Origin of the sequence: Methylobacterium iners, assembly GCF_022179305.1 — a bacterium.
Classification (GTDB): domain Bacteria; phylum Pseudomonadota; class Alphaproteobacteria; order Rhizobiales; family Beijerinckiaceae; genus Methylobacterium; species Methylobacterium iners.
The window spans coordinates 35,614-58,462 of record NZ_BPQP01000030.1 but is presented as its reverse complement, the minus strand read 5'-3'; the positions used below and the strand labels follow the sequence as shown (position 1 = coordinate 58,462).

The following is a 22,849-nucleotide window of genomic DNA, read 5'->3' as shown; positions in this document are numbered from 1 at the left end:
CACCCGAACTCATGCCGTCCGTCCAGAGGTCCGGGACGAACCCGTCCCGTCCGGGCTTCGGCGAGTTCGTCGGCATCGTCGCGCTGATGATGGCGGTGACGGCCATGTCGATCGACAACCTGCTGCCGGCCTTCCCGGTCCTGCAGGCGCATTTCGGCATCGCCGATCCCAATCGGCTCCAACTCCTCGTCTACGTCTACATGATCGGGTTCGGCGTGGCGCAGATCGGCTACGGACCGCTCTCCGACAGCTTCGGACGCCGACGGGTCCTGCTCGCCGGGCTCGCGATCTACGCTGTCGGATGCGGTCTGGCGATGATCGCGCCGAGCTTCGAGTGGCTGGTCGTCGCCCGCGTGGTCCAGGGCGTCGGCGCGGCCGCCGGCCGGGTGCTGGCCACGGCCATCGTGCGCGATCGCTTCTCGGGGCGGGAGATGGCGAGCGTGATGTCGCTCGTGATGATGGTCTTCCTCATCGTGCCGATGCTCGCACCCGCGATCGGCGGCGTGGTGCTGCTCTTCGGCTCCTGGCACTACGTCTTCCTGTCGATGTTGGCGCTCGCCGGCATCCTCGCCCTCTGGTTCGGCGTGCGGATGCCGGAGACCCTGCACCCGGAGCACCGGCGGCCGCTCTCGATCTCCACGATTGGCAGCGCCATCCGCACGACCCTGCGCAACCGCGTCGCCGTCGGCTACGCGACCGCGCTCGGCCTGCTCACGGGCTGCATCTTGGGCTATGTCGGCTCGGCCCAGCAGGTGTTCGATACCGGCCTCTACCATCTCGGCGCCTGGTTCCCGCTCGCCTTCGGGCTCGTCGCGGGAGCTATGGGCGCGGCCACGCTCGTCAATGCCCGCATTGTCGGCCGGCTCGGCATGCGGCCGGTCTCCCATGTCGGCCTGTGCCTGTTCGTCGGCGTGGCGATCGTGCAGGTCGGGATCGGGTTGGCCTATCAGGGTCGTCCCCCGCTCGGCCTGTTCCTCGCGGTGCTGGCGCTCAACCAGTTCATGATCAGCTTCGCGATGCCGAACTTCAACGCCCTGGCGCTACAGCCGCTCGGCGCGATCGCGGGCACCGCTTCGTCCTTCCTCGGCTTCTACACGACGATCGTGGGCGCGTTCTTCGGCTTCCTCGTCGGGCACGCCTTCGACGGCAGCGTGCTGCCGATCGGCCTCGGCTATGCCGGCCTCGGCGGGCTCGCGCTTCTGGTGGTGGCCTGGACCGAGCGCGGCAGGCTGTTTCGCGGTGGGGTCGCGGGCTGAGCCTGCCCAAGCTTAACGGGTCCTTCAGGGAACCGGGCGAATTTCGGCCTCTCGCTCGGATGAACGGAGCCTCAAGCGTGATCAATCGTGCCCATGACGTGCTCCTGCTCGCGTCCCGGCTCCTCCTGGCGAGCGCGCTGCTGCCGACGGGGATCGCCCGGGCGCTCAACGTCTCGGGCTTCGCGCTGACGCTCGCCGGCAGCGGTATGCCCGCACCGAACGCGGTGGCGACGGCGGCGGTCGTCGTGCAGGTGTTCGGGCCTCTCGCCCTCATCCTCGGCGTTCTGCCGCGGATCACGGGCCTCGCGCTCGCCGGCTTCTCCGTGGCGACCGCGATCGTCCTGCACGGGTTCTGGTCCTACACCGGGGCGAATGCGGTCGCCGAGCGCACCCTCTTCCTCGCCGATCTCGGGCTCGCCGGCGGGTTCCTGATCTACGCGCTTGCCGGCCCGGGCGCCCTCAGCTGGCAGGGCTGGCGGCAGCGCGCGCCGCAGGCCTCCACGAAGAAGCCGGCGGCCAAGGGCGCGACACGCCCGAAGCGGGCAGGGGGTCGTGCCCCGGTCCGCGCGGCGGCCTGATCCCGCAGATCAGCGCTTGCCCGCCTTGGCGGACCCGAGCCTCTGCCCCGAAACCTCCGCGCCGGCATCCGGCGCGAGCCGCTGGAAGGCGAAGAACGAGGTGAGGGAGATCAGCGCCACGACGAGAAACGCGGGCTGAAAATCCGCCGCCGCGATGTCCGTGCGCCCCTGCGCCTCCGCGGACCACTCGAGCGCCATGGCCCCGATCGAAACGCCGAGGCTGAGCGAGAGCTGCTGCGCCACGCTCGCGAGGCTGGTGCCCGCGCTCATGTCGCGGGTCTCGAGGTCGGCGTAGGCGATCGCGTTCACGCAGGTGAATTGCAGGGAGCGCACGCAGCCGCCGGCGAGCAGGACGCACAGGATGATCCCGTGGGGCGTCTCGGCCGTGAACAGGCCGTTGACCGCGAGGAAGCCGGAGGCGACGACCGCATTCACGAGCATGACACGCCGGAATCCGTAGATACGGAGCACGCGCGGACCGATCATCTTGATCAGCAGGGCGCCCGCCGCGGCGGCGAAGGTGAGGAGCCCGGATTGCAGGGCGTCGAGGCCGAAGCCGATCTGCAGGAGGAGCGGCAGCAGGAAGGGGATCGCACCCGTGCCGACGCGGAAGAGGCTTCCGCCCGTCACCGCGGCGCGGAACGTCGGGTAGCGCAGGAGATCGAGGCGGATCACCGGATGCGCGACGCTTCGGGAGTGGAGGAAGTAGATCCCGAGCAGGAGGGCACCCGCCCCGAGACAGCCCCAAGACAGGATTTCCGGCAGCAGGTGCCGCCCCATCGAGGCCAACCCGAGCATCAGCGTCGCCAACCCGAGCCCGGAGAGCAGGAAGCCGACGAGGTCGAGCGGCGGCCGCTCGGGCTCGCGGATGTTCTCGAAATACACGCTCGCGAGCGCGATGCCGGCGAGCCCGATCGGGATGTTGATCAAGAAGATCCAGCGCCAATCCAGGCTGGTGACGATCAGCCCGCCCAGCGGGGGCCCGAGCACGGGGCCGATCAGGGCCGGGATCGTCAGGTAGGCGAGCGCGCTGACGAGCTCGCTCTTGGGCACGCTGCGCAAGATCACGAGGCGGCCGACCGGGACCATCATCGCCCCGCCGAGACCCTGCAGGAAGCGGGCGGCGACGAAGCCGGTCAGCGAGCTCGATGCGGCGCAGGCGATGGAGCCCGCCATGAACACCGCCAGCGCCGCCCGGAAGATCGTGCGCGCGCCGTACCGGTCGGCGGCCCAGCCGCTGACGGGAATGAAGATCGCGAGGCTCACGAGGTAGGAGGTGAGCGCGAGCTTGAGCGCAATCGGATCCTCGCCGAGGCTTTTGGCGATCGCCGGCAGGGCGGTGGCGATCACCGTCGAGTCCGTGTTCTCCATGAACAGCGCGGTCGCGACGACGAGAGGAACGATCTGGGAGCGGCGCATCGGCGTCCGTTGCGGGAGGGACCGGCGCGGTCCGGCGCCTGGCCCGGACACCTCGTTCCGGAAGTCCCGAGGGTCAACCTCCGATCGAACGCCTCTCACCTCCGCCCAGGTCGTGGCAAGGCGGCAACAGGCACGCGCAAGCCGGTCCTCCGCCACCCTCGATGACCTTCCCCCGTCCGGGCATCGTCCCTACTCTCCCCGCAATGCACAGCAATTTTGCGCCGGCCCGAGAGGGCAGGGCGGTTGGAGACGGCATGCGGTCGCGGTTCGGAAGTCGCCCGGGGTCAACCCGGCCCCTGTGGGCGTTGGGCCTTCTTTCCCTGTTGGCGGGCTGCGGCACGGTCGTCCTCAACGAGACCGGGTCGCTCAGCCGCTACGATCGGCTCGTCGCCAGGGAGGAGGTCGCGACGCGCGCCCGGCTCTACGCGGACCCCGCCGCACTCGCGCAGACCCGCACCGTCCGCATCGTTCCGACGCGGTTTCCGGAGGCGGTCTCCGGCCCAGGCCTGAACGCCGTGGAGCGCCGTCTCATCGCGAACGCGGCCGACCGGGCGCTCTGCTACGAGCTCTCGCTGCGCTACGACGTCGTCTCCACGAAGGCCGCGGACCTCACCGTTCGCGCCGCGGTGACCCGCATCGATCTGACCAACGTCCCGGCCGCGGGCGCGACGATCGCGACCTCGGCGGGCATCACGATCGCCTCGCAGGTCGGCGTCGGCTTCGCCACGACCGTCGGCCGCGTGCCGATCCCGCGGGTGCCCATCGGCTTGGGCAGCCTGACGGTCGAGGCGGAAGCCTTGGATCGGCGCAGCCGCCAGCGCGCCGCGATGATCTGGGGCGGGGCGGCGAACGCCTTCACCAACCAGGCCCGGATCTCGCCGGCGAGCGATGCCTACGATCTGGCAGGCGAGTTCGGCCAGGATTTCGGCACCTTCCTGGCGACGGGCAAGGATCCCTTCAGGCTGCCGATCGCGATTCCGACCTACGACCGCGTCCGTATCACCACGCTCGGCGAGGCGCCGCTCGATCCCGATTGCGAAGCCTTCGGACGCGCGCCGGGCGTCGACGGCATCATCGGCGACTATATCGGCCTGCCGCCGGACTGGACCGACAAGGGTCCCAAGATCTCCGGTCCCGGCGCCTCCCGCCGATAGCGCGTCGCCCGCCAATTTATGGGGTGCGGGGCGATTGGCGTCTTTGCGCGGCCTTTCCCCCCGTGATACTGCCCCGTGCCAACTCGTTCACGCGGGTCTGCCCTCGCGGCGCCGCGTCTCACCGCTTTTCGGGAGTTGGTTCATGGCCCGCATCACGCATCAGTCGATCACCGAGGGCCTGACCTTCGACGACGTTCTCCTGCGCCCGGCCGCCTCGTCGGTGATGCCGACGGAGGTGAGCGTCGCCTCGCGGCTGACGCGATCGATCGCCCTCAACCTGCCGATCCTCGCCTCGGCGATGGACACCGTGACCGAGGCGCCGATGGCGATCGCCATGGCGCAGAACGGCGGCATGGGCGTGATCCACCGCAACCTCGAGCCGCCGGAGCAGGCCGAGCAGGTCCGCCTCGTCAAGAAGTACGAGTCGGGGATGGTGCTGAACCCCATCACCATCCACCCGGACGAGACCCTGGCCGACGCCTTCAGCCTGATGAAGAAGAACCGCATCTCCGGCATCCCGGTGGTGGAGCGCGGCCCCAACGGCTCGCGCGGCAAGCTCGTCGGCATCCTGACGAACCGCGACGTGCGCTTCGCGACGAACGCCAACCAGACCGTCGCCGAGCTCATGACCCGCGAGCGGCTCATCACCGTGCGCGAGGGCGTCAACCAGGAGGAGGCCAAGCGCCTGCTTCACCAGTTCCGGATCGAGAAGCTCCTCGTCGTCGATGACCATTACCGCTGCATCGGCCTGATCACGGTGAAGGACATCGAGAAGCAGGTCGCCTATCCCGGCGCCGTCAAGGACGAGCAGGGCCGCCTGCGCGTCGCCGCGGCGACGACCACCGGCGACAGCGGATTCGAGCGGGCCGAGCGCCTGATAGATGCGGGCTGCGACGTGATCGTGGTCGACACCGCCCACGGGCACTCGATCAAGGTGCTCGACGCCGTGCGCCGGGTGAAGCATCTCTCGAACGCCGTCCAGGTCGTCGCCGGCAACGTCGCCACGCGCGACGGAGCCCAGGCGCTCATCGACGCGGGCGCCGATGCCATCAAGGTCGGGATCGGGCCGGGCTCGATCTGCACGACCCGGATCGTCGCCGGCGTCGGCGTGCCCCAGCTCACCGCGCTGATGGAGGCCGTCGAGGCCGCCCACGAATCCGGCGTGCCGGTGATTGCCGACGGCGGGATCAAGTTCTCCGGCGACCTCGCCAAGGCGATCGCCGCCGGCGCCTCCGTCGCGATGCTGGGCTCCCTGCTGGCGGGAACCGACGAGGCGCCGGGCGAGGTCTTCCTGCACCAGGGCCGCTCCTACAAGAGCTATCGCGGCATGGGCTCGGTCGGCGCGATGGCGCGCGGCTCCGCCGACCGCTACTTCCAGGCCGAGGTCAGCGAGACCCACAAGCTCGTGCCGGAGGGGATCGAGGGGCAGGTGCCCTACAAGGGCCCCGTCGCTGCCGTCCTGCATCAGCTCGCGGGCGGCCTGCGCGCAGCGATGGGCTATGTCGGGGCCGCGACGGTCCCCGAGTTCCAGGAGCGGGCGCAGTTCATCCGCATCACCAATGCGGGCCTGCGCGAGAGCCACGTCCACGACGTCACGATCACGCGGGAGAGCCCGAACTACCCGAGCCGGGCGTGAGATTGAAGGGCAGGCGCCGCGAAGACGCGACGTCGATGGCCTATGGGAGGCATCCTGGGGCATCCGTCCGTCCAGGGTGCCCGCGTCTTGCGGGTGGACCATGACCGTACAAGCCATCCTCGCTCCCGTCTTCGCGCAGGTGCTCCTCACGTTCGCGCTGCTGTTCTGGACGGGCCGCGTGCGCTTCGCCGAGGTCGGGGCAGGGCGCGTGCGGATCGGCGACATCGCCTTGGGCGAGCGGAACTGGCCGGCCAAGGCGCAGCAGGCGGCCAACGCCTTCTCCAACCAGTTCGAGCTGCCGGTGCTGTTCTACGGGCTCGTCGCCCTGGCGCTCTACACGCGCAAGGCCGATCTGCTCTTCGTGGTCCTCGCCTGGATCTTCGTCGCGAGCCGGGTCGTCCACGCGGGCATCTACGTGACGTCGAACCGTGTGGTCCGCCGGTTCCAGGCTTACGCGGTCGGCGTGCTCGTCCTCCTTCTCATGTGGATCATCTTCGCGGTCCGCATCCTCGTCGCCCCGCTCGCGGTCTGACGGTCGATCCGGCTGGTTGCGCCCGCGGCGCGCGGCGCGCACATGATGCCGATCACTTCCGACCTGGGGTTTGGACGCGAGAAGGAATGTCCGAATGCGCGTGCTCGTCGTAGGGGCCGGTGCCACCGGCGGGTATTTCGGGGCCCGGCTCGCGGAGACCGGGCGCGATGTGACCTTCCTGGTCCGTCCCGCCCGCGCCGAGAAGCTCGCGGCGGCGGGCCTCGTCGTGAAAAGTCCGGTGGGCGACATCCAGATCGCCAAGCCCGCCACCGTCACGGCGGCCGATCTCAAGGAGGGCGCGCGCGAAGGCTTCGATCTCGTTCTCCTGAGCTGCAAGGCCTACGACCTCGATGGCGCGCTCGCCGACGTGGCGCCGGCGGTCGGGGAAGGAACGGCGGTCCTGCCCATCCTCAACGGTATGCGCCACCTCGACATCCTCGACGCCCGCTTCGGACGGGAGCGCGTCCTCGGCGGCTCCTGCTCCATCGTCGCGACACTCGGCGCCACCGGCGAGATCCGGCAGATGAACGAGCTTCACACCCTGACCTACGGCGAGCGCGACGGGACGCGCTCCGCGCGCATCCTGGCCGTCGAGGCGCTGATGGAAGGGGTTCGCTTCCAGCCGAGGCTCAGCGAGGTGATCGGCCTGGAGATGTGGGAGAAGTGGGTGTTCCTGGCCACGCTGGCCGGCTCGACCTGCCTGATGCGAGCGACGATCGGCGACATCGTCGGGGCACCGGGCGGCCGCGCCTTCCTCGAGGGTCTCTACGAGGAGTGCATCGCCGTCGCGACGGCGAACGGCGCCGTTCCGCGTGAGAAGCCGGTCCTGACCGGACGCGGCATTCTGACGGCGGAAGGCTCCGCCTTCACGGCCTCGATGCTGCGGGACATCGAGGGGGGCGGCAGGATCGAGGCCGACCACATCGTCGGCGACCTCATCGCCCGCGCCTCCGATCCGGAGGCCTGTCCTCTGCTGCGGCAGGCCTACACCCACCTCAAGGCGTACGAGAACCGGCGCCGGCGCGAGCAGACCTGACGATACGCGCCTTACCGTCGCGGGCCGGGCGAGCCGTATTCCAGCCCTGTCTTGGCATCGACGCGGGGCGGGGGCGGTGTCAGGTCGGGAGCCGGTGCGGTGGCGCAGGCTGCGATGCCGAGCGCGACGAAGCCGGCGAGGGCGACGCGGATGACGAGGAACATGACGGTTTCGAAGCTCCAGGCGTTGACGGAGGCGGCACGACGCGGTTCTGAGCCCAGATCACGCCGGAAGCGTGGCCATGTCGCGGCGAATGCCCTGAACGCGAGGACGTGAGACCCTGACCCCCGCCGCCCGCCTCTCCGCCGCCATCGACGTCTTCGCCGACGTCGCCGAGCGCCGTCGCCCGGCCGCCGACGCCCTGAAGGATTGGGGCCTAGCGCACCGCTTCGCCGGTTCGAGCGATCGCTCGGCCATCGCCAGCCTCGTCTACGACGCCCTGCGCCGACGCGCCTCGGCGGCCTGGGTCATGGACGAGGACAGCCCGCGCGCGATCCTCATCGGGATGCTGCGGCTTCAGCACGGGCTTGCGGCGCCGACCATTGCGGGCCTGTTCTCGGGCGAGCGCTTCGCCCCGGCGCCGTTGACGGAGCGCGAGCGCGAACGCCTCGAGACCGGGTCGCTGGTGGAGGCGCCACCGGCGGTTGCTGGCGACGTGCCGGACTGGGTGCTTCCTGCTCTGACCGAGGTCTTCGGCCACGACCTCATGACGGAGCTCCGGGCGCTTGGCCGGCGCGCACCGCTCGACATCCGCGTCAACACGCTGAAGCGCGACCGAGACGCCACCCTGGCCGGCCTCGCCCATCTCGCGCCGGCCCCGACGCCGATCGCGCCGCAAGGCCTCCGCATCCCCCTCGGCGAGGACGGCCGCGGTCCGGCCCTCCACGTCGAGCCCGAATTCCTGGAAGGCTGGTACGAGATCCAGGACGAGGGCTCCCAGCTCGCGGCCCTGCTTTGCGGCGCGCGCGCAGGCGAGACGGTGGTGGACCTCTGCGCGGGGGGCGGCGGCAAGACCCTGGCGCTCGCCGCCGCGATGGAGAATTCGGGCCGGATCATCGCCAGCGACGACGATCCGCGGCGCTTGGCACCCATCCACGAGCGGCTGCGGCGCTCGGGTGCGCAGGCCGAGATCCGCACGCCCCGCGCCGGCCGGGCGCGTGCGGACGTGCTCGCCGATCTCGACGGAACCGTCGATCGCGTCCTCGTCGATGCGCCATGCACGGGGTCGGGCACGTGGCGGCGCAACCCCGACGCCAAATGGCGCCTGCGTCCCGGCTCCCTGGAGGCGCGCGTCGCCGAGCAGGCGCAGGTGCTCGATCGTGCCGTCCGGCTGCTCCGGCCGGGCGGGCGCCTCACCTACGTCACCTGCTCATTGCTGCCGCAGGAAAACGACGCGGCCGTCTCCGGCCTGCTCGGACGTTTCGGTGATCTGCATGTCCTCAAGGCGCGCGCGCTGGTCGACGAGATCGTCCCGCTCCTCGCCGAGCGGGTGAGGTTCAGCGGGCACGGGCTCCAGATGAGCCCCGCGCGAACCGGAACGGATGGGTTCTACGTGGCCAATCTTGAACGCCGGAGCTGATGTCCACACGTTCGACAGCGGTTCGGCTTGTCGGCCGGCCTGTTGCCGTGGAGCGGAGAGCCGGTTGCCGCTATCGTCGCGCGCCTGAGCACCGGCGCGATCGCGCTGTGAGGGGCGCCGCCGGAGACTGGGAATGCGACGCGGCAAGCGCGCGATGTCGGGATGAGGCTCGACCGTAGGACTCTGCTCGCGGGCGCGGCGGCCGCGGTCTCGCGGGGCGGCGACGCGCGTGCTCAGGCCATGCCCGCCGAGCCGCTGCGGACTGTCGGCGCAGGTCTCGAAATCGTCGATCTCTGGCCCGCGCTGCCCCCGGGCGGTGGAGGCCCCGTGGCGGCCGACGGCCGCTTCGACGAGACCCGCGAAGGCGTCATCACCAACGTCACGCGGCCCTGCCTCCTCGTGGTCCGCCCGCGCAAGCCCAACGGTGCGGCCATCATCGTGGCGGCCGGCGGAGGCTACCGTCGCATCGACATCGGCAACGAGGGCGTGCCCGTCGCAAATTGGCTCGCGGCAGCAGGAATCACGGCCTTCGTCCTGATCTATCGGCTTCCCGGCGAGGGCTGGGCTGCCGGACCGGCCGCAGCCCTGCAGGACGTGCAGCGCGCCTTGCGGGTCGTGCGGGCCGATGCGCCGACTTTCGGCGTCGACCCGGAGCGCATCGGCCTTCTCGGCTTCTCGGCCGGCGGCCACCTCGTCGGAGAGGCCGCGGTCCGCTCGGCGCACCCGTCCTACCCACCCACCGACGATCGCGACGCCTTGTCGGCCCGCCCCGAACTCGCAGGCCTGATCTATCCCGTGATCACCCTGCGACCCCCCTTCGACCGCACCTCCACGCGACGGGTCCTGGTCGGCGAGACCCCGACGCTCGCCCAGGCGGCGGCCTATTCGGTGGACACCCACGTCCGCGAGCGCTCGCCCCCGATGTTCCTGGCGCAATCGGCCGACGATCCGATCGCCGTCGTCGACAACAGCCTCATCATGTACTCGGCCCTGCGGAACGCCCTGATCCCGACGGAGCTCCACCTGTTCGAGCGCGGCGGCCACGGTTACGGCCTCGGCGTGCCCGGGTCGCCGGCGGCGGCCTGGCCCGGGCTCTTCCTGACCTGGATGCGCCGGCGCGGTTTCCTGCGGGCCTGAGCGTGGCCGCCCGACCTCCTTCGCCGCATGGCAGAAATCACGGCCGCGTGCGCTGCGAAATCCTGGATGCGGCGTTAGGCTTGAGCGCCCCGACGAGCCGGGGCTTTCCGTGGGCAACGATTTGCCCGACCGGACGGACCTGAGGGAGTACCGCCTTGAGCATCGGCCTGATCGCAATCCTCGACGACGTGGCCGCCCTGGCCAAGCTGGCGGCCGCCTCCCTCGACGATGTCGCGGCCCAATCCGCGAAGGCCGGGACCAAGGCGCTCGGAATCGTCATCGACGACACCGCCGTGACGCCGCGCTACGTCGTCGGCTTCGCCGCATCCCGCGAGCTGCCGATCATCGGCCGGATCGCGATGGGCTCCCTGAAGAACAAGTTCCTGTTCCTGCTGCCGGGCGCGCTGGCGCTGAGCTACTTCGCACCCGCCGTGATCACGCCGCTCCTCATGCTGGGCGGCATCTATCTCTGCTACGAGGGCGCTGAGAAGGTGCTGCACGCCCTCGCCCCCCACCAGGCCGAGGCTCACGAGCAGAGCGTGGGCGCCTCGAAGGACGAGCTCCAGGCGCAGGAGGACGCCCGCATCCGCGGCGCCATCCAGACCGACTTCATCCTCTCGGCCGAGGTCATGGCGCTGACCCTGGCCTCGCTGAACGCATCCTCGGTCGCGATGCAGGCGACCATCCTCGCCGTGGTCGCCCTCGGCGTGACGCTGATCGTCTACGGCTTCGTGGCGCTCATCGTGAAGGCCGACGATGCCGGCGTCGCCCTCGCGACCAACGCGCGCCCGGCCTCCAGCCTGCTCGGCATGCGCGAGCCTGGACCGGGCGCGGCCTCCGGCGCCGATCGGGCGATCCGTTCGGTCACCCGGGGGATCGGCCGGGGTCTCGTCGCCGGCATGCCCTACTTCCTCAAGGTCCTCGCCGTCGTCGGCACCGCGGCGATGCTCTGGGTCGGCGGCGGTATCATCCTGCACGGGCTCGAGGAGTTCGCGATCAAGGCGCCCGGCCACCTCGTCCACGACGCGGCCGCCTGGGCGGCGGCCGCGCTCCCCTCGGCCGCCTCCGTCGTCGAATGGATGGTGACGGCGGCCCTGTCCGGGGTCCTGGGGCTGATCCTCGGCGGCCTGACGATTCCCGTCGCGCAGTTCGTGATCGCCCCGATCTCGGCAAGGATCATGGGCTTGTTCAGGCCGAAGGCTCAGGCCGCCAAGGCGGCGTGAGATCCCATTCGCGAAATCTGGCGGGATGACGCTCGAGGGGAGGCCGTCCCGCCGGAGCCGCGCCTGCCGCTGGCCGGCGCCCGTCGGATCAGAAGCAGCTGCGCTTGCGCACGATGGTCACGCGGCCGAGCGGTCCGCGGCGCTTGGTGACCACGGTCTTGCAGCGCGGACCGCGCACCACCGTGCGCCGAACCACGCGGGCCTGTTCGACGGCGCTCCCTGGCGCGAAGCCCTGACCGAAGGCGAGCGGCGCGGCCTGGCCAGGCGCGGCGAGCCCGAGGAGGGCGACGGCGGCGATCCCGAAGATGGTGGCTCTCATGGTATGAGGCTCCTGTTCGTTGCTGGGGCGGGCCGTCTCGCCGGGCGAGGCTGAACGCCGGATTAATCGGCTGGGCACGGCGGAGGGGCTCCGCGTTGCACCGCCCCGGGCGCTCGTCTAACTCGGGATCCATGACCACAGACCACGACAAGATCCTGATCGTCGATTTCGGCTCCCAGGTGACCCAGCTCATCGCGCGGCGCGTGCGGGAGGAGGGGGTCTATTGTGAGATCGTGCCCTTCACCAAGGCTGCCGAGGCTTTCGCCGAGGCGAAGCCGAAGGGCGTGATCCTGTCGGGCGGCCCGGAATCGGTGACGAGCGACCTGTCGCCGCGAACTCCTCAGGCCATCTTCGAGGCGGGCGTGCCCGTCTTCGGCATCTGCTACGGCCAGCAGACCATGGCGGCCCAGCTCGGCGGCGAGGTCGAGGGCGGGCACCACGCCGAGTTCGGCCGCGCCGAGATCGAGATCCTGGCCGATTGCGCCCTGTTCCGCGGCGTCTGGCACGTGGGCGAGCACTACCCCGTCTGGATGAGCCACGGCGACCGGGTCACCAAGCTCCCCGACGGCTTCACCACCGTCGCGATCTCGAAGAACGCGCCCTTCGCGGCGGTGGCCGACGAGGCGCGGAAGTTCTACGCGGTCCAGTTCCACCCAGAGGTGGCCCACACGCCCCACGGCGCGCTCCTCATCCGCAACTTCGTGCGCGACATCGCCGGCTGCTCGGGCGACTGGACCATGGGCGCCTATCGCGAGGAGGCGATCGCGAAGATCCGCGAGCAGGTCGGCTCGGAGCGCGTGATCTGCGGCCTCTCCGGCGGCGTCGATTCGGCGGTCGCCGCCGTGCTGATCCACGAGGCGATCGGCGAGCAGCTTACCTGCGTCTTCGTCGATCACGGCCTCCTGCGCCTAGGTGAGGCCGAGGAGGTCGTTCGGCTGTTCCGCGACCACTACAACATCCCGCTCGTGCACGTGGAGGCGCAGGCGCTCTTCCTCGAGGCCCTCGACGGCGTCAGCGATCCCGAGATCAAGCGCAAGACGATCGGCCGCCTCTTCATCGACGTGTTCGACGCGGAATCGAAGAAGATCGGCGGCGCCGCGTTCCTGGCGCAGGGCACCCTCTATCCGGACGTCATCGAGAGCGTCTCCTTCACTGGAGGCCCCAGCGTCACGATCAAGAGCCACCACAATGTCGGCGGCCTGCCCGAGCGCATGAACATGAAGCTCGTCGAGCCCCTGCGCGAGCTGTTCAAGGACGAGGTGAGGGCGCTCGGGCGTGAGCTCGGCCTGCCCGAGGCCTTCGTCGGCCGCCACCCCTTCCCTGGCCCCGGCCTCGCCATCCGCTGCCCCGGCACCATCACCCCGGAGAAGCTCGAGGCGCTGCGCAAGGCCGACGCGATCTATCTCGAGGAGATCCGCAAGGCCGGCCTCTACGACACCATCTGGCAGGCTTTTGCCGTGATCCTGCCGGTGAAGACGGTCGGCGTGATGGGCGACGGCCGGACCTACGACCACGTCTGCGCGCTGCGCGCGGTCACTTCCGTCGACGGCATGACGGCGGACTTCTACCCCTTCGACATGGCCTTCCTCGGCCGGGTGGCGACCCGGATCATCAACGAGGTCAAGGGGATCAACCGTGTGACGTACGACATCACGTCGAAGCCGCCCGGGACGATCGAGTGGGAGTGACCGGCTGGGTGCCGATCACTCGAAGGCATCGAGCGAGGCCGGCGACACGCAGCGAACCTCCTTCACGTAGCGCGCGATATCCGGGACGCCGCCGATCACGGTGACCTCGAGGATGCGGTCGCGGCGTCCGCGCTTGCGCGACCAATCCTCGAAGCTGAGTTCGAGGAGCGGGGTGAAGGTCGAGGGTCCGCGCCGCGCCGGCTTGCGGAGCGTGGCGCCGGTGTTGATCGGGCTGAGCTCGATCCGGTGCGCGTAGGCACGTGCCAGACCGAGTGTGTCGGCCACCAGCACGTCGACCGCCCGCGAACGGTTGGCGCGAGCGCCAAGCAGGCGCGCCAGCCCCTCCGCGTCGCACCAGAAGAAGATGCGTTGGTTGAGGAGTGCGAGCCAGTCCGCGGGTGAGAGGCCGTCGTCGAGGCACTTGGCGAGGGCAGGCTCGGTCATCGGGCTCTGGTCATTGAGGATGGCGCGCCTGTGCCGGGGGTGACGGATCTCCACCGCGGTCGGCCGGCGCCTCCGCTCCAGCCGCTCGCGCGCCTCACCCTGCAGCTCGAACAGGTCCAGGAGGCGCGAGGTCGACAGGAGGCCGTGCCGCTCGATGCTGTCCCAGGCGCCCGGAAGGGTGACGTGGAAGAGCTCAGGATGGCGCTCGGGAGCTCTTCCGGCGTCATCTCATCCTAGCCCGGCACGGTAAAACCCGGACCGCCCTGCGCGCCGCGTCGGTCCACGCCGATGGTGAGCGCGGCGAGGTAGCCGTCGCCCATGGGCGTGACCGCGCAGATGCTGCGGCCCTCGGGGTCCTCCCGGCGGAGCAGGAAGTCGTTCGCGTTGAGGGTGTCGCGCTTGAACAGGCGGTTCCCGTATGCGCCGGCCCCGTAGATCGCGGAGGTCACGGCATCGGGAAAGTACATCTGCCCCGTCAGCAGCGTGCGGCGCTCGATCAAGACCTTGAAGTGGACATGCGTCGCGCGGCCCGGATACCAGCCGGGATAGATCGTCTCGAACCGGGCGAGGCCGGTTTCGTCCGAGAACTGGGTGCCGCGCAGGAAGGTCTGCCCCACCGTGGAGAGCCGCTCCCGGTCCCCCTGGCCGGTATAGCCCGAATACAGCCCCTGCGCGTCCGCGTGCCAGACATCGACCCGGGCGTCCCGGATCGGCGTGCAGGGACCGGCCTCGACCACGCGCAGCCGCAGCCCGAGCCTCACGCCGGGACGGCCCTCGCCGATCTCGGCGCGCACGAGACGCGGATCGAGGTAGAACGGCCCCTCGATCGAGCGCGGCGTGAGCAGACAGGCGCCCGCGCCTTGCCCGGTCGCGGCCCGGGCCGGCATTCCCATGAGCCCGGAGGGCGAGGCCGCCAGCCCGATGAGGACGGCGCGACGGGAAAGACGGTCGCTCTGTGTCATCCGGCGCGCTCCTCTGTCGTCGATCGACGGCCTGGGCGTCCGAACTCTTGGCCCGCGACGACCCCCAGAACACGGTGAAATAGGGCGCAGGCGGACAAATCCTGCGCGGCCCTGCACCGCATCGCGTTCTGGCCGACTTGCCAAGCCAAAACGGACGGCCTAAAGACCCCTCCGCCCTGGCCGTGTCCAGGCGCCGCGCGCCCGTAGCTCAGCTGGATAGAGCACCAGACTACGAATCTGGGGGTCAGAGGTTCGAATCCTTTCGGGCGCGCCAAACTGCCTGCCGTTCAAAGTAGAACCGCGAGCGTTCTTGGCGGGACGCAGGTCGAGATTGGAACGCCCTTAGGCCGCTGGAAATTGCAACCTGGCTATGAGCAGAGTTGCGCCCATCTCGGCAATTCGGCGGCCGTCGCTACCATATCCAAAGCGGAGATCAGCCAAGGCCGGATCACAGGTCCTATACGCGCCATAAGCGGGCGGACATTCGCCAAGCCGCTGTCGCCGCTGCTTCGGCGAATGCACTTCGCTGCTTTCGCGCTCCAACGCAGCCTGAACGTTGTGGCGTGAACCAGACGCCGCAATCATAGGCCAGACAGGATCGCTCGAATCCCGGATCAGACCGCGACCTTCAGGGCGAACTGTTCAACGCCCAGCCGCGTCTGGATCACCTGCACGATGTGCTCGGCATCCCGGCCGACCGCGCCGAGACGGCCCGAGCCCCAGGTGTGCAGCCAGGGCAGGCCGATGAAGTAGACGCCGTCCTCGCTCGTCACGCCGCGCCTATGCTTGGGGTGGCCTGCGCCGTTGAACACGGAGGCATCGAGCCAGCGGAAGTCCGGCGTGAAGCCGATGCACCAGACGATGCTGGTGACGCCGGAGCCTGCGAGGTCAAGGCTGGTCACCGGCTCGCCTGGCTCCCAAACGGGCGTGTAGTGCTCCTGCGCCGGCGCCTCGATGCCCTTCTCGGCAATGAACTTGTCGATGGCCGCGTTGATGCCGTTGTAGGTCCGGTCGGCCCCGTCGAGCGATCGCTGGAGGTCGTCGCGAAAGCGCAGGCTGCCGTCCCGGTAATCCTCCAGCAGTCCGTAGAGCTTCATGCCCTCCAGGGCGAAGCGGCGCAGGTCAATGTCGCGGCCGCCGTCGCGGCCGGTCACGTAGTGGTTGGTGTTGTCACGGACGCCGTCGCGCAGCGGATGGTTGTCGACGGTCATCTCGTAATAGCCCATGTCGGCGAGCCAGGTGACGACGTCGCGGCCGCGATAGAACCGGGCGCAGCGCGGCGCGTCGCCGACCGCGAGGTGCACCTTGCGGCCGGCGAGGTGCAGGTCCTCGGCGATCTGCGCCCCGGACTGCCCCGCGCCGACGACGAGCACCTCGCCCTCGGGCAGTTGCGCCGGGTTGCGGTACTGGTTCGAGTGGATCTGGATGACCGAACCCGGCAGCCTCTCGGCCATGCGCGGGATGATCGGCATCTGATAGCCGCCGGAGGCGACGACGACCTCCTTGGCGGTGTAGTCGCTCTCCGAGGTCCGGACCGAGAAGATGCCGTCGTCCCGCCGCTCGACGCGGGTCACCGCCACGCCCTCGCGGATCGGCGGGTTCACCTTAGCGACGAAGGCCTTGAGGTAGGCGACGATCTCGTCTTTCTTCATGAACCCGTCCGGGTCCGGCCCGTCGTAGCGGTGGCCCGGCAGGTCGCACTGCCAGTTCGGCGTGACGAGGCAGAAGGTGTCCCAGCGCTGCGTCGCCCAGGTGTGCGCGGCGGTCTCCTTCTCGAACACCAGATGCTCGATGCCGCGCTGCTTGAGATGGTAGCTCACCGAGAGACCGGCCTGGCCGCCGCCGATCACGGCGACGGGAACGTGACGGGGCGTGGACGTCATGGCTCTCACTCCGTGAGGTTTTAGAGGGGTGCGGGCTCAGGGCTCGAAGGTCTCGACCGTGACGCGGCCGCCGGGGTCCTGCCGCTTGGCCGCGGCCTCGATCCGGGCGAGCTGGTCCATGGCGGAGGAGCAGGCGAAGCCGTACTTCTCGCGCACCCGCTCGCTGGCGATGTTGAGGGCCGTGCGGGTCTTCTCGACGAATTCGTCGAGGGCGTAGCTCTCCCCCGGCGTGAGGAAGTCCTTCACGACGAGCGAGGGCGAGTAGCAGGCCTCGCGCCGTCCATCGGGCCAGCGGACGTGAAAGTGCATCTCAGGCACGGATCGGCTCCTGCTTGGCCCGGGCGCAGGCCATGTAGGCATCGAGGTGGCGCTCCGCGCAGGCGCGCCAGGAATGGGCGGCGGCTCGTGCGCGTCCGGCCGATTGCAAGCCGGCGCGGCGTTCAGGCGTCAGCGCCGCCGTCATGGCTCGTGCGAGCTCGTCGGGGTCGGCCGGGTCGACGAAGAGGGCGTCGGCCCGGTTCAAGTGTTCGGTAAACGGCGGAAGGTCCGAGACGATGGTCGGGGTGCCGCAGGCCATCGCCTCCAGCACGCACAGGCCGAACCCTTCCTTCCAGGAGGGGAAGGCCAGGACGTCCGCGACACGGTAGAGCGCCGGCATGTCGGCCTGCGGAACCGGCCCCGTCTCGACGACGGGCAAGCCTCGGCCGACCTCGAGACCCGCCGCGGACAGGGCCGCCCGGCAACGGGCGCGGTAGGAGGAATGGTCGAGCAGCGAGGCGCCGCCGGCGACCACGAGCTGCGCCTCGGGGTGGCGTTCACGCAGGCGCGCGAAGGCCGCGATGATGCCGGCCGTGTTCTTGCGCTCCTCGAAGCCACCGACGCTGAGGACGACCGGTCCCGGCCCGAGACTCCAGCGCTCCCGCAGGGCCCCATCCGCCTCCGTCGGCTCCCGTCGGTACACCGTCAGGTCCACGCCGTTGCCGACGATTCCGGCCTTCACGCCGAAATCGTCCCTGATCCAGTCGGCCCAGGTGCGGCTGACGCAGAGCAGGCGGGTGGCCTCGCGGATCGCGCGGTCCTGCCATTCCGCCAGCACCGGGTCCGAGAAGCTGTCGACGTGGTGGACCGTGCGCACGAAGCCGGGGACGAGGCGCCGGTGCCTCAGGGTCGCGAGCGCGTTGCCGCCGATGCCGTCATGGGCGTGGAACACGTCGAAGTCGCAGGCGGCAGGGGTCGCGAAGTGGCGCAGGTAGTCGTTGATGCGGGCTCGCACGAGGTCGACCGTCGTGCTCGCGACCGGCGTCGCCGCCACCGACACGGTCGGACCGGCGGCATCCCGGAAGAAGCCACCGCCCGACGGGTCGGGCGCATGGACCACCGCCTCGTGCCCGAGCGCACACAGGGCTTCGGCCAGCGCGAGGCAATGCGCGACGCCGCCGCGCGGATTGGTGGAGTGGGTGAGGATGGCGATGCGCAGGGCCCTCATGGCGCGGTCCCGGCGTCATCCCGGCCGCACCCGATCAGCGGGCCGGCCACGAAGTCCCAGACCACGGCCTCCACGCCGGCGGCATCGCGGACTCGCGCGACCCGGCTCTCGTCCAGGCGACCCACCTGAGCGGCCGCGATGTCGCGCTGCGCAAAACGCGCGATCACGGTGGGCGTGCGGTCAGGACGGACGCTCAGGACGTAGCCGAAGCTCGGGAACGCCGTCAGCCAGCGCGCGAGGGGGACGTGTTCCGGCCTTGGGATCGCGTCGAGATCGATGACGCCGCCGACATGCGAGCATTCGAGCAGCATCAGCGCGGTTCCGACGACACCGGCCATGCTGATGTCCTTGGCGGCCCGGCAGAGCCCGTCCTCCGCGAGCCCCGGGAGCAGCGCGAGGTCGCCGCGCAGCCGCTCGCCCGGTTTGCCGGTCGAGGCGTCCCAATACGGATGCGGCTCGCGAAAAGCTCCGCGCAGGTCGATGGCAACGATGAGATCGTCGCCAGGCTCCGCGTCGAAGCTCGTCAGCAGGCGCGGACCTGCCCGGCCGAGCACGGCGACCGCGAGGTTGCCGGTCTTCGAGCGCGTGTTGGTGTGGCCGCCGACGACCGGGACGCCGTAGAGCGCGGCCGCGTCGGACAGGCCGGCCAGGATCGGGTCCGCCGCCGCCGCGTCCCGGCTCCAGAGGGCGTCGACGACGGCCAGCGGGCGCCCGCCCATGGCGGCCACGTCGCTGAGGTTGACCATGATCCCGCAATACCCGGCGAAGTAGGGGTCGGCGGAGACGAAGCTGTCGAGGAAGCCCTCGATGGCGAGCAGCAGGTGGCCGTCGCCGTCGGGAATCGCGGCGCAATCGTCGCCGACCGGGATTGCGGCGTGGCGGCTGTTCAGCCCGAGGCGCGCGACCACGGCATCGATGTCGCGCTTGTGACCGATTCCACGCGCGTCGCGGATCTGGCGAGCCACGGCCTGGAGGTCGAAGGCTGCATTCATCACGCGGCCCTGCGGAACGTGACGAGCCCATGCTCGGGGTCGTGCATCGGCGGGTAGGCCGCGAGGTCGGCCTGCATCAGGTGATGAGGGCGGCCGTGGAGTTCCACCGCGTCGAGGCTCGCCCAGTTCAGGGCCTGGAACAGGGCCACGTTGCGCTCCTGCACGTGAGCCAGGAACCGCGTGCAGCCTCGCGCATGGGCCGCCGAGACCGCGACCTGGATCAGCCCGGCGCCGAGCGCGGCGGTGCCCCGGAAGGCCCTGGCGACGGCCAGGCGCGAGCCCCACCACTCACCGGGTCGCTCGGCCACCTCATGGATGCGCACGGTGCCGACGACCGCGTCGGTGTCACCGCCGAGGCTGGAGAGGGCGCAGATCGGGATCGCGTGCGCGTCGATGTCGTCGCGGTCGTCGCCGGCGAAGATGCCCTGCTCCGTGCAGAAGACCTGTCGGCGCAGGGCCACGCAGGCCCGCTGCTCCCAGGGGCTCGTGGCGAACTTGATGCGGAAATGGCTCGGCTGATACGGCGCGACGGGATCGAGGATCATGCCGCCGCCCCCGTGCGCTCGTAGGTGGAGAGCGCCGAGCAGGCGCCGCAGCGTCCGCAGCCCGCCTTGATGTCGGCGGAGGTCATCCCGGCCCGGCGCAGCATGTCGGCGAGCGGCTGCAGGATCGCGTGCATGAACTCCGGCGTCGGCGCCGGGTGGCTCTCCAGCGGCGTGCCCGAGATCGGCACGAAGGGCACCACGAAGGGATAGACGCCCAGCCCGACCAGGCGCTCGGCCATGGCGAGGACGGCCTCTGGCGCGTCGCCGAGCCCCGCCAGGATGTAGGTCGAGACCTGGCCGCGCCCGAAGACCGGCACGGCCGCTGCGAAGGCCGCGTCGTATCGCTCCAGCGGCACGCTCGCCTTGCCGGGCATGATCCGGGCCCGGACCTCCGGCGTGACGGCCTCGAGATGCATGCCCAGCGCATCGATGCCCGACGCCTTCATCCGCTCGAACCAGCGGTCGTCGTCCGGCGGCTCGCACTGGGCCTGGATGGGCAAGTCGACCGCCGCCTTCACGGCGAAGGCGCTCTCGCATAGGAGCGCGGCCCCGCGGTCGGTGGCGTTCGGGGTCCCCGTGGTCATCACCATGTGCTTGACGCCGTCGAGGAGGACGGCGGCGCGGGCGACTTCGGCGAGCTGCTCGGGCGTCTTGCGCGCGACGGTGCGGCCGGCCGCAAGCGACTGCCCGATGGAGCAGAACTGGCAGGTCTTCGTCCGGCTCGCGTAGCGGATGCAGGTCTGCAGCACCGTGGTGGCGAGCACGTCGCGCCCGTGCAGCACCGCGATCTTCGAGTAGGGCACGCCGTCGAAGGTGGAGAGGGCGTAGAACCGGGGCTTTCCGGGGAAGGTCGCCCTCCCCACCACGACGCCCTCGTGCTCGATCACCGAGACGCCGTCCGGGTCCGGACGGCGCACCAGGAAGGGCGAGTCGAAGGCGGTCTCGGTATGGACCGGCACCATCACGGTGCGGCCCGCGATGGTCATGGCCTTGTGGTCGGAGGGCCCGGCCCCGCCGCGGCGGCTCGGCGCTCCCGCGCGCCTGTCGGCAAGCCTAACACCGTAGGATTGCAAGGCGTTGATCAGGCGCTCCGTCGGCATTCCGACCAGGCCCGTCACGACCGGCGGGAAGGGGGGAAGGCTCGTCGGAAGCGGGCTGCTCATGGTCGAGGCTCCGGAAATCGGTCTGGGAACGGATCGGCTGGTGCACGAACGAGGCCGGACGGTCGTCGTGGAGAAGGCTGAGGAGCTCGGGCCTCGCGTAATGGCCGACCGAGTCCATCATCCGCTTGCGCTTGGTCACCAGCGCCAGGTCCATGTCGGCGATGAGGATGCCTTCGCCGGCGCCGAGCGGCTCGGCGAGATGCCGGCCCTCGGGCGAGACGATGGCGGTGCAGTTGCCGCCGCGGCAGGCACCTCGGAGGCGCTCGTCCGGGCAGACCTGCGCCACCTGCTCGTCGGTGAGCCAGCCGGTGGCGTTCACGACGAAGCAGGCCGCCTCCAGCGCGTGGTGACGGATCGTCACCTCCATCTGGTCGGCGAAGATCTGGCCGACGAGCGATCCCGGGAACTGCGCCGCGTGGATCTCCTCGTGGCGCGCCATCAGGGCGTAGCGGGCGAGAGGGTTGTAATGCTCCCAGCAGGCGAGCGCACCGACCCGACCGACCGCCGTCTCCACGACCGCCAGCCCGGCGCCGTCGCCCTGACCCCAGATCATGCGCTCGTGATAAGTCGGCGTGATCTTGCGGCGCTTGAGCTTCAGCGTGCCGTCGGCATCGAAGATGAGCTGCGCGTTGTAGAGCGAGCCGTGGTCGCGCTCGTTCACGCCGAGGACGATGACGGCGGAATGGCGGCGTGCGGCGGCCGATACCGCCTGCGTCACGGGGCCGGGCACGGCGACCGCGCGCTCGTAGAGGCGCAGGTGCTCGGCACCCTGCATCGCCGGCGGCAGCACGAACGAGAAGTAGGGGTAGTAGGGCACGAAGGTCTCGGGGAAGACCAGGAAGCGCGCGCCCTTGCCGGCAGCCTCGTCGATGGCGTTCAGCACGCGCTCAAGGGTGCCGTCCGGCCGATCGAGGTCCGGCGCGATCTGGACTGCGGCGGCCCGCACGATCCGGGTCTCTGACATGGATGATCCTCTGGCTTCGACGGCGGCCGCCTCGCGCGCGGCCGCCGGATGCGACGTCGTCGATGGGCTCGAAGCCTCGCTCAGACGGTCCAGGTGTCGATGATCACCGCGTTGTCGCGCTTGTGCAGGAGGATACAGTCGAGGACGTCGAGGGGGTTGATCATGCGGATGCCCTCGATGAAGGCCGCCTCGCCGTGGCCGTAGAGGGCCTGGGTCGAGAACCGGCAGGCATAGACCTTGCCGCCCTCGGCCATGAACTTCTCGAGCTGGTTGTTGAAGTTGAGGTGGCCCGGGAAGGCCTCGTCCCCTAGGCGCGGGAAGCCGCGCTGCACGCCGAGGGTGATGCCGGGACCGTAGAGCAGGACGGAGGTGTCGAAGCCCTTGCGCTGCAGGCGGGTGGCCTGGAGCAGGTTCACGAGGCCGATGGAGCCCTCGAAGGCGACGGTGTGGAAGGTGACCAGCGCCTTCTGGCCCGGCTCGGCCTTCACGTCCTCGAAGACCTTCTCCTCGTAATCGACCAGGAAGTCGCCCTTCTTGTGAGGCTCGCGGTTCACGGCTGGCATGGTTCTCACTCCTCGATGGATGGACCGCGGCAGCCGTAGCTCCGGGCGGTCACATCTCCGTCGTGGCAAACGGCGTGCCAGAACAGGCCCATCAATGAACCGATCAATAGACCGCCATTGAAACCATACAATAAGACGATCAAGCTGTGAGGTGAATGACCTTGAAACGTTGGGTCAGCACTGACCACGATTTTAGCAGGAGCGTGAAACCTGACCAGCCGCTGCACAAATTCAGGCCGTTGTTTGATCGCATTGTCTGTATAATTGCAGCCGTCAGCGTGGTCGAGTGC

The 22,849-nt window shown here is 70.1% G+C and carries 22 protein-coding genes, 1 tRNA gene and 1 pseudogene; 11 read left to right on the top strand and 13 right to left on the bottom strand.

Annotated features, from left to right (window positions below; genetic code table 11):
• Positions 1-11 precede the first annotated feature (11 nt).
• Positions 12-1,256 carry a multidrug effflux MFS transporter gene (locus tag MFF55_RS10490; protein ID WP_238244092.1) on the top strand — a complete coding sequence of 415 codons (1,245 nt, stop codon included), beginning with the start codon at positions 12-14 and terminating at the stop codon, positions 1,254-1,256.
• Between the two features lie 77 nt (positions 1,257-1,333).
• Entirely contained in the window at positions 1,334-1,834 is a 501-nt protein-coding gene (locus tag MFF55_RS10485; protein WP_238244032.1) for a DoxX family protein, read from the top strand.
• Positions 1,835-1,843: 9 nt separating this feature from the next.
• Here MFF55_RS10485 and MFF55_RS10480 read toward each other — a convergent pair whose 3' ends face one another.
• Positions 1,844-3,253 carry an MFS transporter gene (locus tag MFF55_RS10480; RefSeq protein ID WP_238244031.1) on the bottom strand — a complete coding sequence of 470 codons (1,410 nt, stop codon included), beginning with the start codon at positions 3,251-3,253 and terminating at the stop codon, positions 1,844-1,846.
• A 254-nt stretch (positions 3,254-3,507) separates the two neighbouring features.
• On the opposite strand from MFF55_RS10480, the gene MFF55_RS10475 reads away from it, so the two are divergent.
• The 4 genes from MFF55_RS10475 (at position 3,508) to panE (ending at position 7,611) form a co-directional block, all read left to right on the top strand.
• Positions 3,508-4,407, top strand: a complete 900-nt coding sequence (locus MFF55_RS10475) for a DUF3313 domain-containing protein (protein WP_238244030.1) — start codon at positions 3,508-3,510, stop codon at positions 4,405-4,407.
• Positions 4,408-4,549: 142 nt separating this feature from the next.
• Positions 4,550-6,043 (top strand): IMP dehydrogenase, encoded by a 1,494-nt coding sequence (guaB, locus tag MFF55_RS10470; protein WP_238244029.1) that lies wholly within the window; start codon positions 4,550-4,552, stop codon positions 6,041-6,043.
• A gap of 100 nt (positions 6,044-6,143) precedes the next feature.
• On the top strand, positions 6,144-6,575 hold the full coding sequence (locus MFF55_RS10465) for an MAPEG family protein (RefSeq protein WP_238244028.1): 432 nt from the start codon (positions 6,144-6,146) through the stop codon (positions 6,573-6,575).
• A 94-nt stretch (positions 6,576-6,669) separates the two neighbouring features.
• Positions 6,670-7,611, top strand: coding sequence for a 2-dehydropantoate 2-reductase (panE, locus tag MFF55_RS10460; RefSeq protein ID WP_238244027.1), 942 nt, complete (start codon positions 6,670-6,672; stop codon positions 7,609-7,611).
• An 11-nt stretch (positions 7,612-7,622) separates the two neighbouring features.
• Here panE and MFF55_RS10455 read toward each other — a convergent pair whose 3' ends face one another.
• Positions 7,623-7,775: a hypothetical protein gene (locus tag MFF55_RS10455; RefSeq protein WP_238244026.1), complete on the bottom strand. Its 153-nt coding sequence runs from the start codon at positions 7,773-7,775 to the stop codon at positions 7,623-7,625.
• A 116-nt stretch (positions 7,776-7,891) separates the two neighbouring features.
• On the opposite strand from MFF55_RS10455, the gene MFF55_RS10450 reads away from it, so the two are divergent.
• The 3 genes from MFF55_RS10450 to MFF55_RS10440 all read left to right on the top strand — a co-directional run bounded on the left by MFF55_RS10450 (position 7,892) and on the right by MFF55_RS10440 (position 11,550).
• A complete protein-coding gene (locus MFF55_RS10450; protein ID WP_238244091.1) occupies positions 7,892-9,190 on the top strand; it encodes an RsmB/NOP family class I SAM-dependent RNA methyltransferase in 1,299 nt (432 codons plus the stop codon).
• A gap of 162 nt (positions 9,191-9,352) precedes the next feature.
• Positions 9,353-10,327, top strand: coding sequence for an alpha/beta hydrolase (locus MFF55_RS10445; protein ID WP_238244025.1), 975 nt, complete (start codon positions 9,353-9,355; stop codon positions 10,325-10,327).
• A gap of 155 nt (positions 10,328-10,482) precedes the next feature.
• A complete protein-coding gene (locus MFF55_RS10440) occupies positions 10,483-11,550 on the top strand; it encodes a DUF808 domain-containing protein (protein WP_238244024.1) in 1,068 nt (355 codons plus the stop codon).
• Positions 11,551-11,638: 88 nt separating this feature from the next.
• On the opposite strand, the gene MFF55_RS10435 is transcribed toward MFF55_RS10440, so the two are convergent.
• Positions 11,639-11,869, bottom strand: coding sequence for a hypothetical protein (locus tag MFF55_RS10435; RefSeq protein ID WP_238244023.1), 231 nt, complete (start codon positions 11,867-11,869; stop codon positions 11,639-11,641).
• 131 nt (positions 11,870-12,000) lie between these two features.
• Between MFF55_RS10435 and guaA the strand changes: the two genes are divergently transcribed.
• A complete protein-coding gene (gene guaA, locus MFF55_RS10430) occupies positions 12,001-13,557 on the top strand; it encodes a glutamine-hydrolyzing GMP synthase (protein WP_238244022.1) in 1,557 nt (518 codons plus the stop codon).
• Positions 13,558-13,572: 15 nt separating this feature from the next.
• Here guaA and MFF55_RS10425 read toward each other — a convergent pair.
• Positions 13,573-14,187, bottom strand: a pseudogene (locus MFF55_RS10425) (DUF7002 family protein); the annotation flags it as partial.
• A 47-nt stretch (positions 14,188-14,234) separates the two neighbouring features.
• Positions 14,235-14,963, bottom strand: coding sequence for a dioxygenase family protein (locus MFF55_RS10420; protein ID WP_238244020.1), 729 nt, complete (start codon positions 14,961-14,963; stop codon positions 14,235-14,237).
• A gap of 197 nt (positions 14,964-15,160) precedes the next feature.
• Here MFF55_RS10420 and MFF55_RS10415 point away from each other — a divergent pair.
• Positions 15,161-15,237 (top strand) — tRNA-Arg (locus MFF55_RS10415).
• Between the two features lie 340 nt (positions 15,238-15,577).
• Here MFF55_RS10415 and MFF55_RS10410 read toward each other — a convergent pair.
• The 8 genes from MFF55_RS10410 to MFF55_RS10375 form a co-directional block, all read right to left on the bottom strand.
• Entirely contained in the window at positions 15,578-16,846 is a 1,269-nt protein-coding gene (locus tag MFF55_RS10410; RefSeq protein WP_238244019.1) for an MSMEG_0569 family flavin-dependent oxidoreductase, read from the bottom strand.
• 36 nt (positions 16,847-16,882) lie between these two features.
• Positions 16,883-17,164, bottom strand: a complete 282-nt coding sequence (locus tag MFF55_RS10405) for an MSMEG_0570 family nitrogen starvation response protein (RefSeq protein ID WP_238244018.1) — start codon at positions 17,162-17,164, stop codon at positions 16,883-16,885.
• Positions 17,157-18,332 carry an MSMEG_0565 family glycosyltransferase gene (locus MFF55_RS10400; RefSeq protein WP_238244017.1) on the bottom strand — a complete coding sequence of 392 codons (1,176 nt, stop codon included), beginning with the start codon at positions 18,330-18,332 and terminating at the stop codon, positions 17,157-17,159. Before MFF55_RS10400 ends, MFF55_RS10405 begins: the two co-directional genes overlap by 8 nt.
• On the bottom strand, positions 18,329-19,324 hold the full coding sequence (locus MFF55_RS10395) for a sll0787 family AIR synthase-like protein (protein ID WP_238244016.1): 996 nt from the start codon (positions 19,322-19,324) through the stop codon (positions 18,329-18,331). The genes MFF55_RS10400 and MFF55_RS10395 overlap by 4 nt, the downstream gene beginning before the upstream one ends.
• Positions 19,324-19,869 carry an MSMEG_0567/Sll0786 family nitrogen starvation N-acetyltransferase gene (locus MFF55_RS10390; protein ID WP_238244015.1) on the bottom strand — a complete coding sequence of 182 codons (546 nt, stop codon included), beginning with the start codon at positions 19,867-19,869 and terminating at the stop codon, positions 19,324-19,326. Before MFF55_RS10390 ends, MFF55_RS10395 begins: the two co-directional genes overlap by 1 nt.
• Positions 19,866-20,969, bottom strand: coding sequence for an MSMEG_0568 family radical SAM protein (locus MFF55_RS10385; protein ID WP_238244090.1), 1,104 nt, complete (start codon positions 20,967-20,969; stop codon positions 19,866-19,868). The genes MFF55_RS10390 and MFF55_RS10385 overlap by 4 nt, the downstream gene beginning before the upstream one ends.
• A complete protein-coding gene (locus MFF55_RS10380) occupies positions 20,923-21,996 on the bottom strand; it encodes a Nit6803 family nitrilase (RefSeq protein ID WP_238244014.1) in 1,074 nt (357 codons plus the stop codon). The genes MFF55_RS10385 and MFF55_RS10380 overlap by 47 nt, the downstream gene beginning before the upstream one ends.
• An 80-nt stretch (positions 21,997-22,076) precedes the next feature.
• Positions 22,077-22,559 (bottom strand): MSMEG_0572/Sll0783 family nitrogen starvation response protein, encoded by a 483-nt coding sequence (locus MFF55_RS10375; RefSeq protein WP_238244013.1) that lies wholly within the window; start codon positions 22,557-22,559, stop codon positions 22,077-22,079.
• Positions 22,560-22,849 lie beyond the last annotated feature (290 nt).

Bases quoted from the DNA above. Each gene is read 5' to 3' on its own strand.
- MFF55_RS10390 (WP_238244015.1), bottom strand. From the start codon at position 19,869: ATGATCCTCGATCCCGTCGCGCCGTATCAGCCGAGCCATTTCCGCATC.
- MFF55_RS10490 (WP_238244092.1), top strand. From the start codon at position 12: ATGCCGTCCGTCCAGAGGTCCGGGACGAACCCGTCCCGTCCGGGCTTC.
- MFF55_RS10420 (WP_238244020.1), bottom strand. From the start codon at position 14,963: ATGACACAGAGCGACCGTCTTTCCCGTCGCGCCGTCCTCATCGGGCTG.
- MFF55_RS10465 (WP_238244028.1), top strand. From the start codon at position 6,144: ATGACCGTACAAGCCATCCTCGCTCCCGTCTTCGCGCAGGTGCTCCTC.
- MFF55_RS10385 (WP_238244090.1), bottom strand. From the start codon at position 20,969: ATGCCGACGGAGCGCCTGATCAACGCCTTGCAATCCTACGGTGTTAGG.
- MFF55_RS10475 (WP_238244030.1), top strand. From the start codon at position 3,508: ATGCGGTCGCGGTTCGGAAGTCGCCCGGGGTCAACCCGGCCCCTGTGG.
- guaA (WP_238244022.1), top strand. From the start codon at position 12,001: ATGACCACAGACCACGACAAGATCCTGATCGTCGATTTCGGCTCCCAG.
- MFF55_RS10480 (WP_238244031.1), bottom strand. From the start codon at position 3,253: ATGCGCCGCTCCCAGATCGTTCCTCTCGTCGTCGCGACCGCGCTGTTC.
- MFF55_RS10375 (WP_238244013.1), bottom strand. From the start codon at position 22,559: ATGCCAGCCGTGAACCGCGAGCCTCACAAGAAGGGCGACTTCCTGGTC.
- MFF55_RS10455 (WP_238244026.1), bottom strand. From the start codon at position 7,775: ATGTTCCTCGTCATCCGCGTCGCCCTCGCCGGCTTCGTCGCGCTCGGC.
- MFF55_RS10445 (WP_238244025.1), top strand. From the start codon at position 9,353: ATGAGGCTCGACCGTAGGACTCTGCTCGCGGGCGCGGCGGCCGCGGTC.
- MFF55_RS10380 (WP_238244014.1), bottom strand. From the start codon at position 21,996: ATGTCAGAGACCCGGATCGTGCGGGCCGCCGCAGTCCAGATCGCGCCG.
- MFF55_RS10400 (WP_238244017.1), bottom strand. From the start codon at position 18,332: ATGAGGGCCCTGCGCATCGCCATCCTCACCCACTCCACCAATCCGCGC.
- MFF55_RS10410 (WP_238244019.1), bottom strand. From the start codon at position 16,846: ATGACGTCCACGCCCCGTCACGTTCCCGTCGCCGTGATCGGCGGCGGC.
- guaB (WP_238244029.1), top strand. From the start codon at position 4,550: ATGGCCCGCATCACGCATCAGTCGATCACCGAGGGCCTGACCTTCGAC.
- MFF55_RS10395 (WP_238244016.1), bottom strand. From the start codon at position 19,324: ATGAATGCAGCCTTCGACCTCCAGGCCGTGGCTCGCCAGATCCGCGAC.
- MFF55_RS10435 (WP_238244023.1), bottom strand. From the start codon at position 11,869: ATGAGAGCCACCATCTTCGGGATCGCCGCCGTCGCCCTCCTCGGGCTC.
- panE (WP_238244027.1), top strand. From the start codon at position 6,670: ATGCGCGTGCTCGTCGTAGGGGCCGGTGCCACCGGCGGGTATTTCGGG.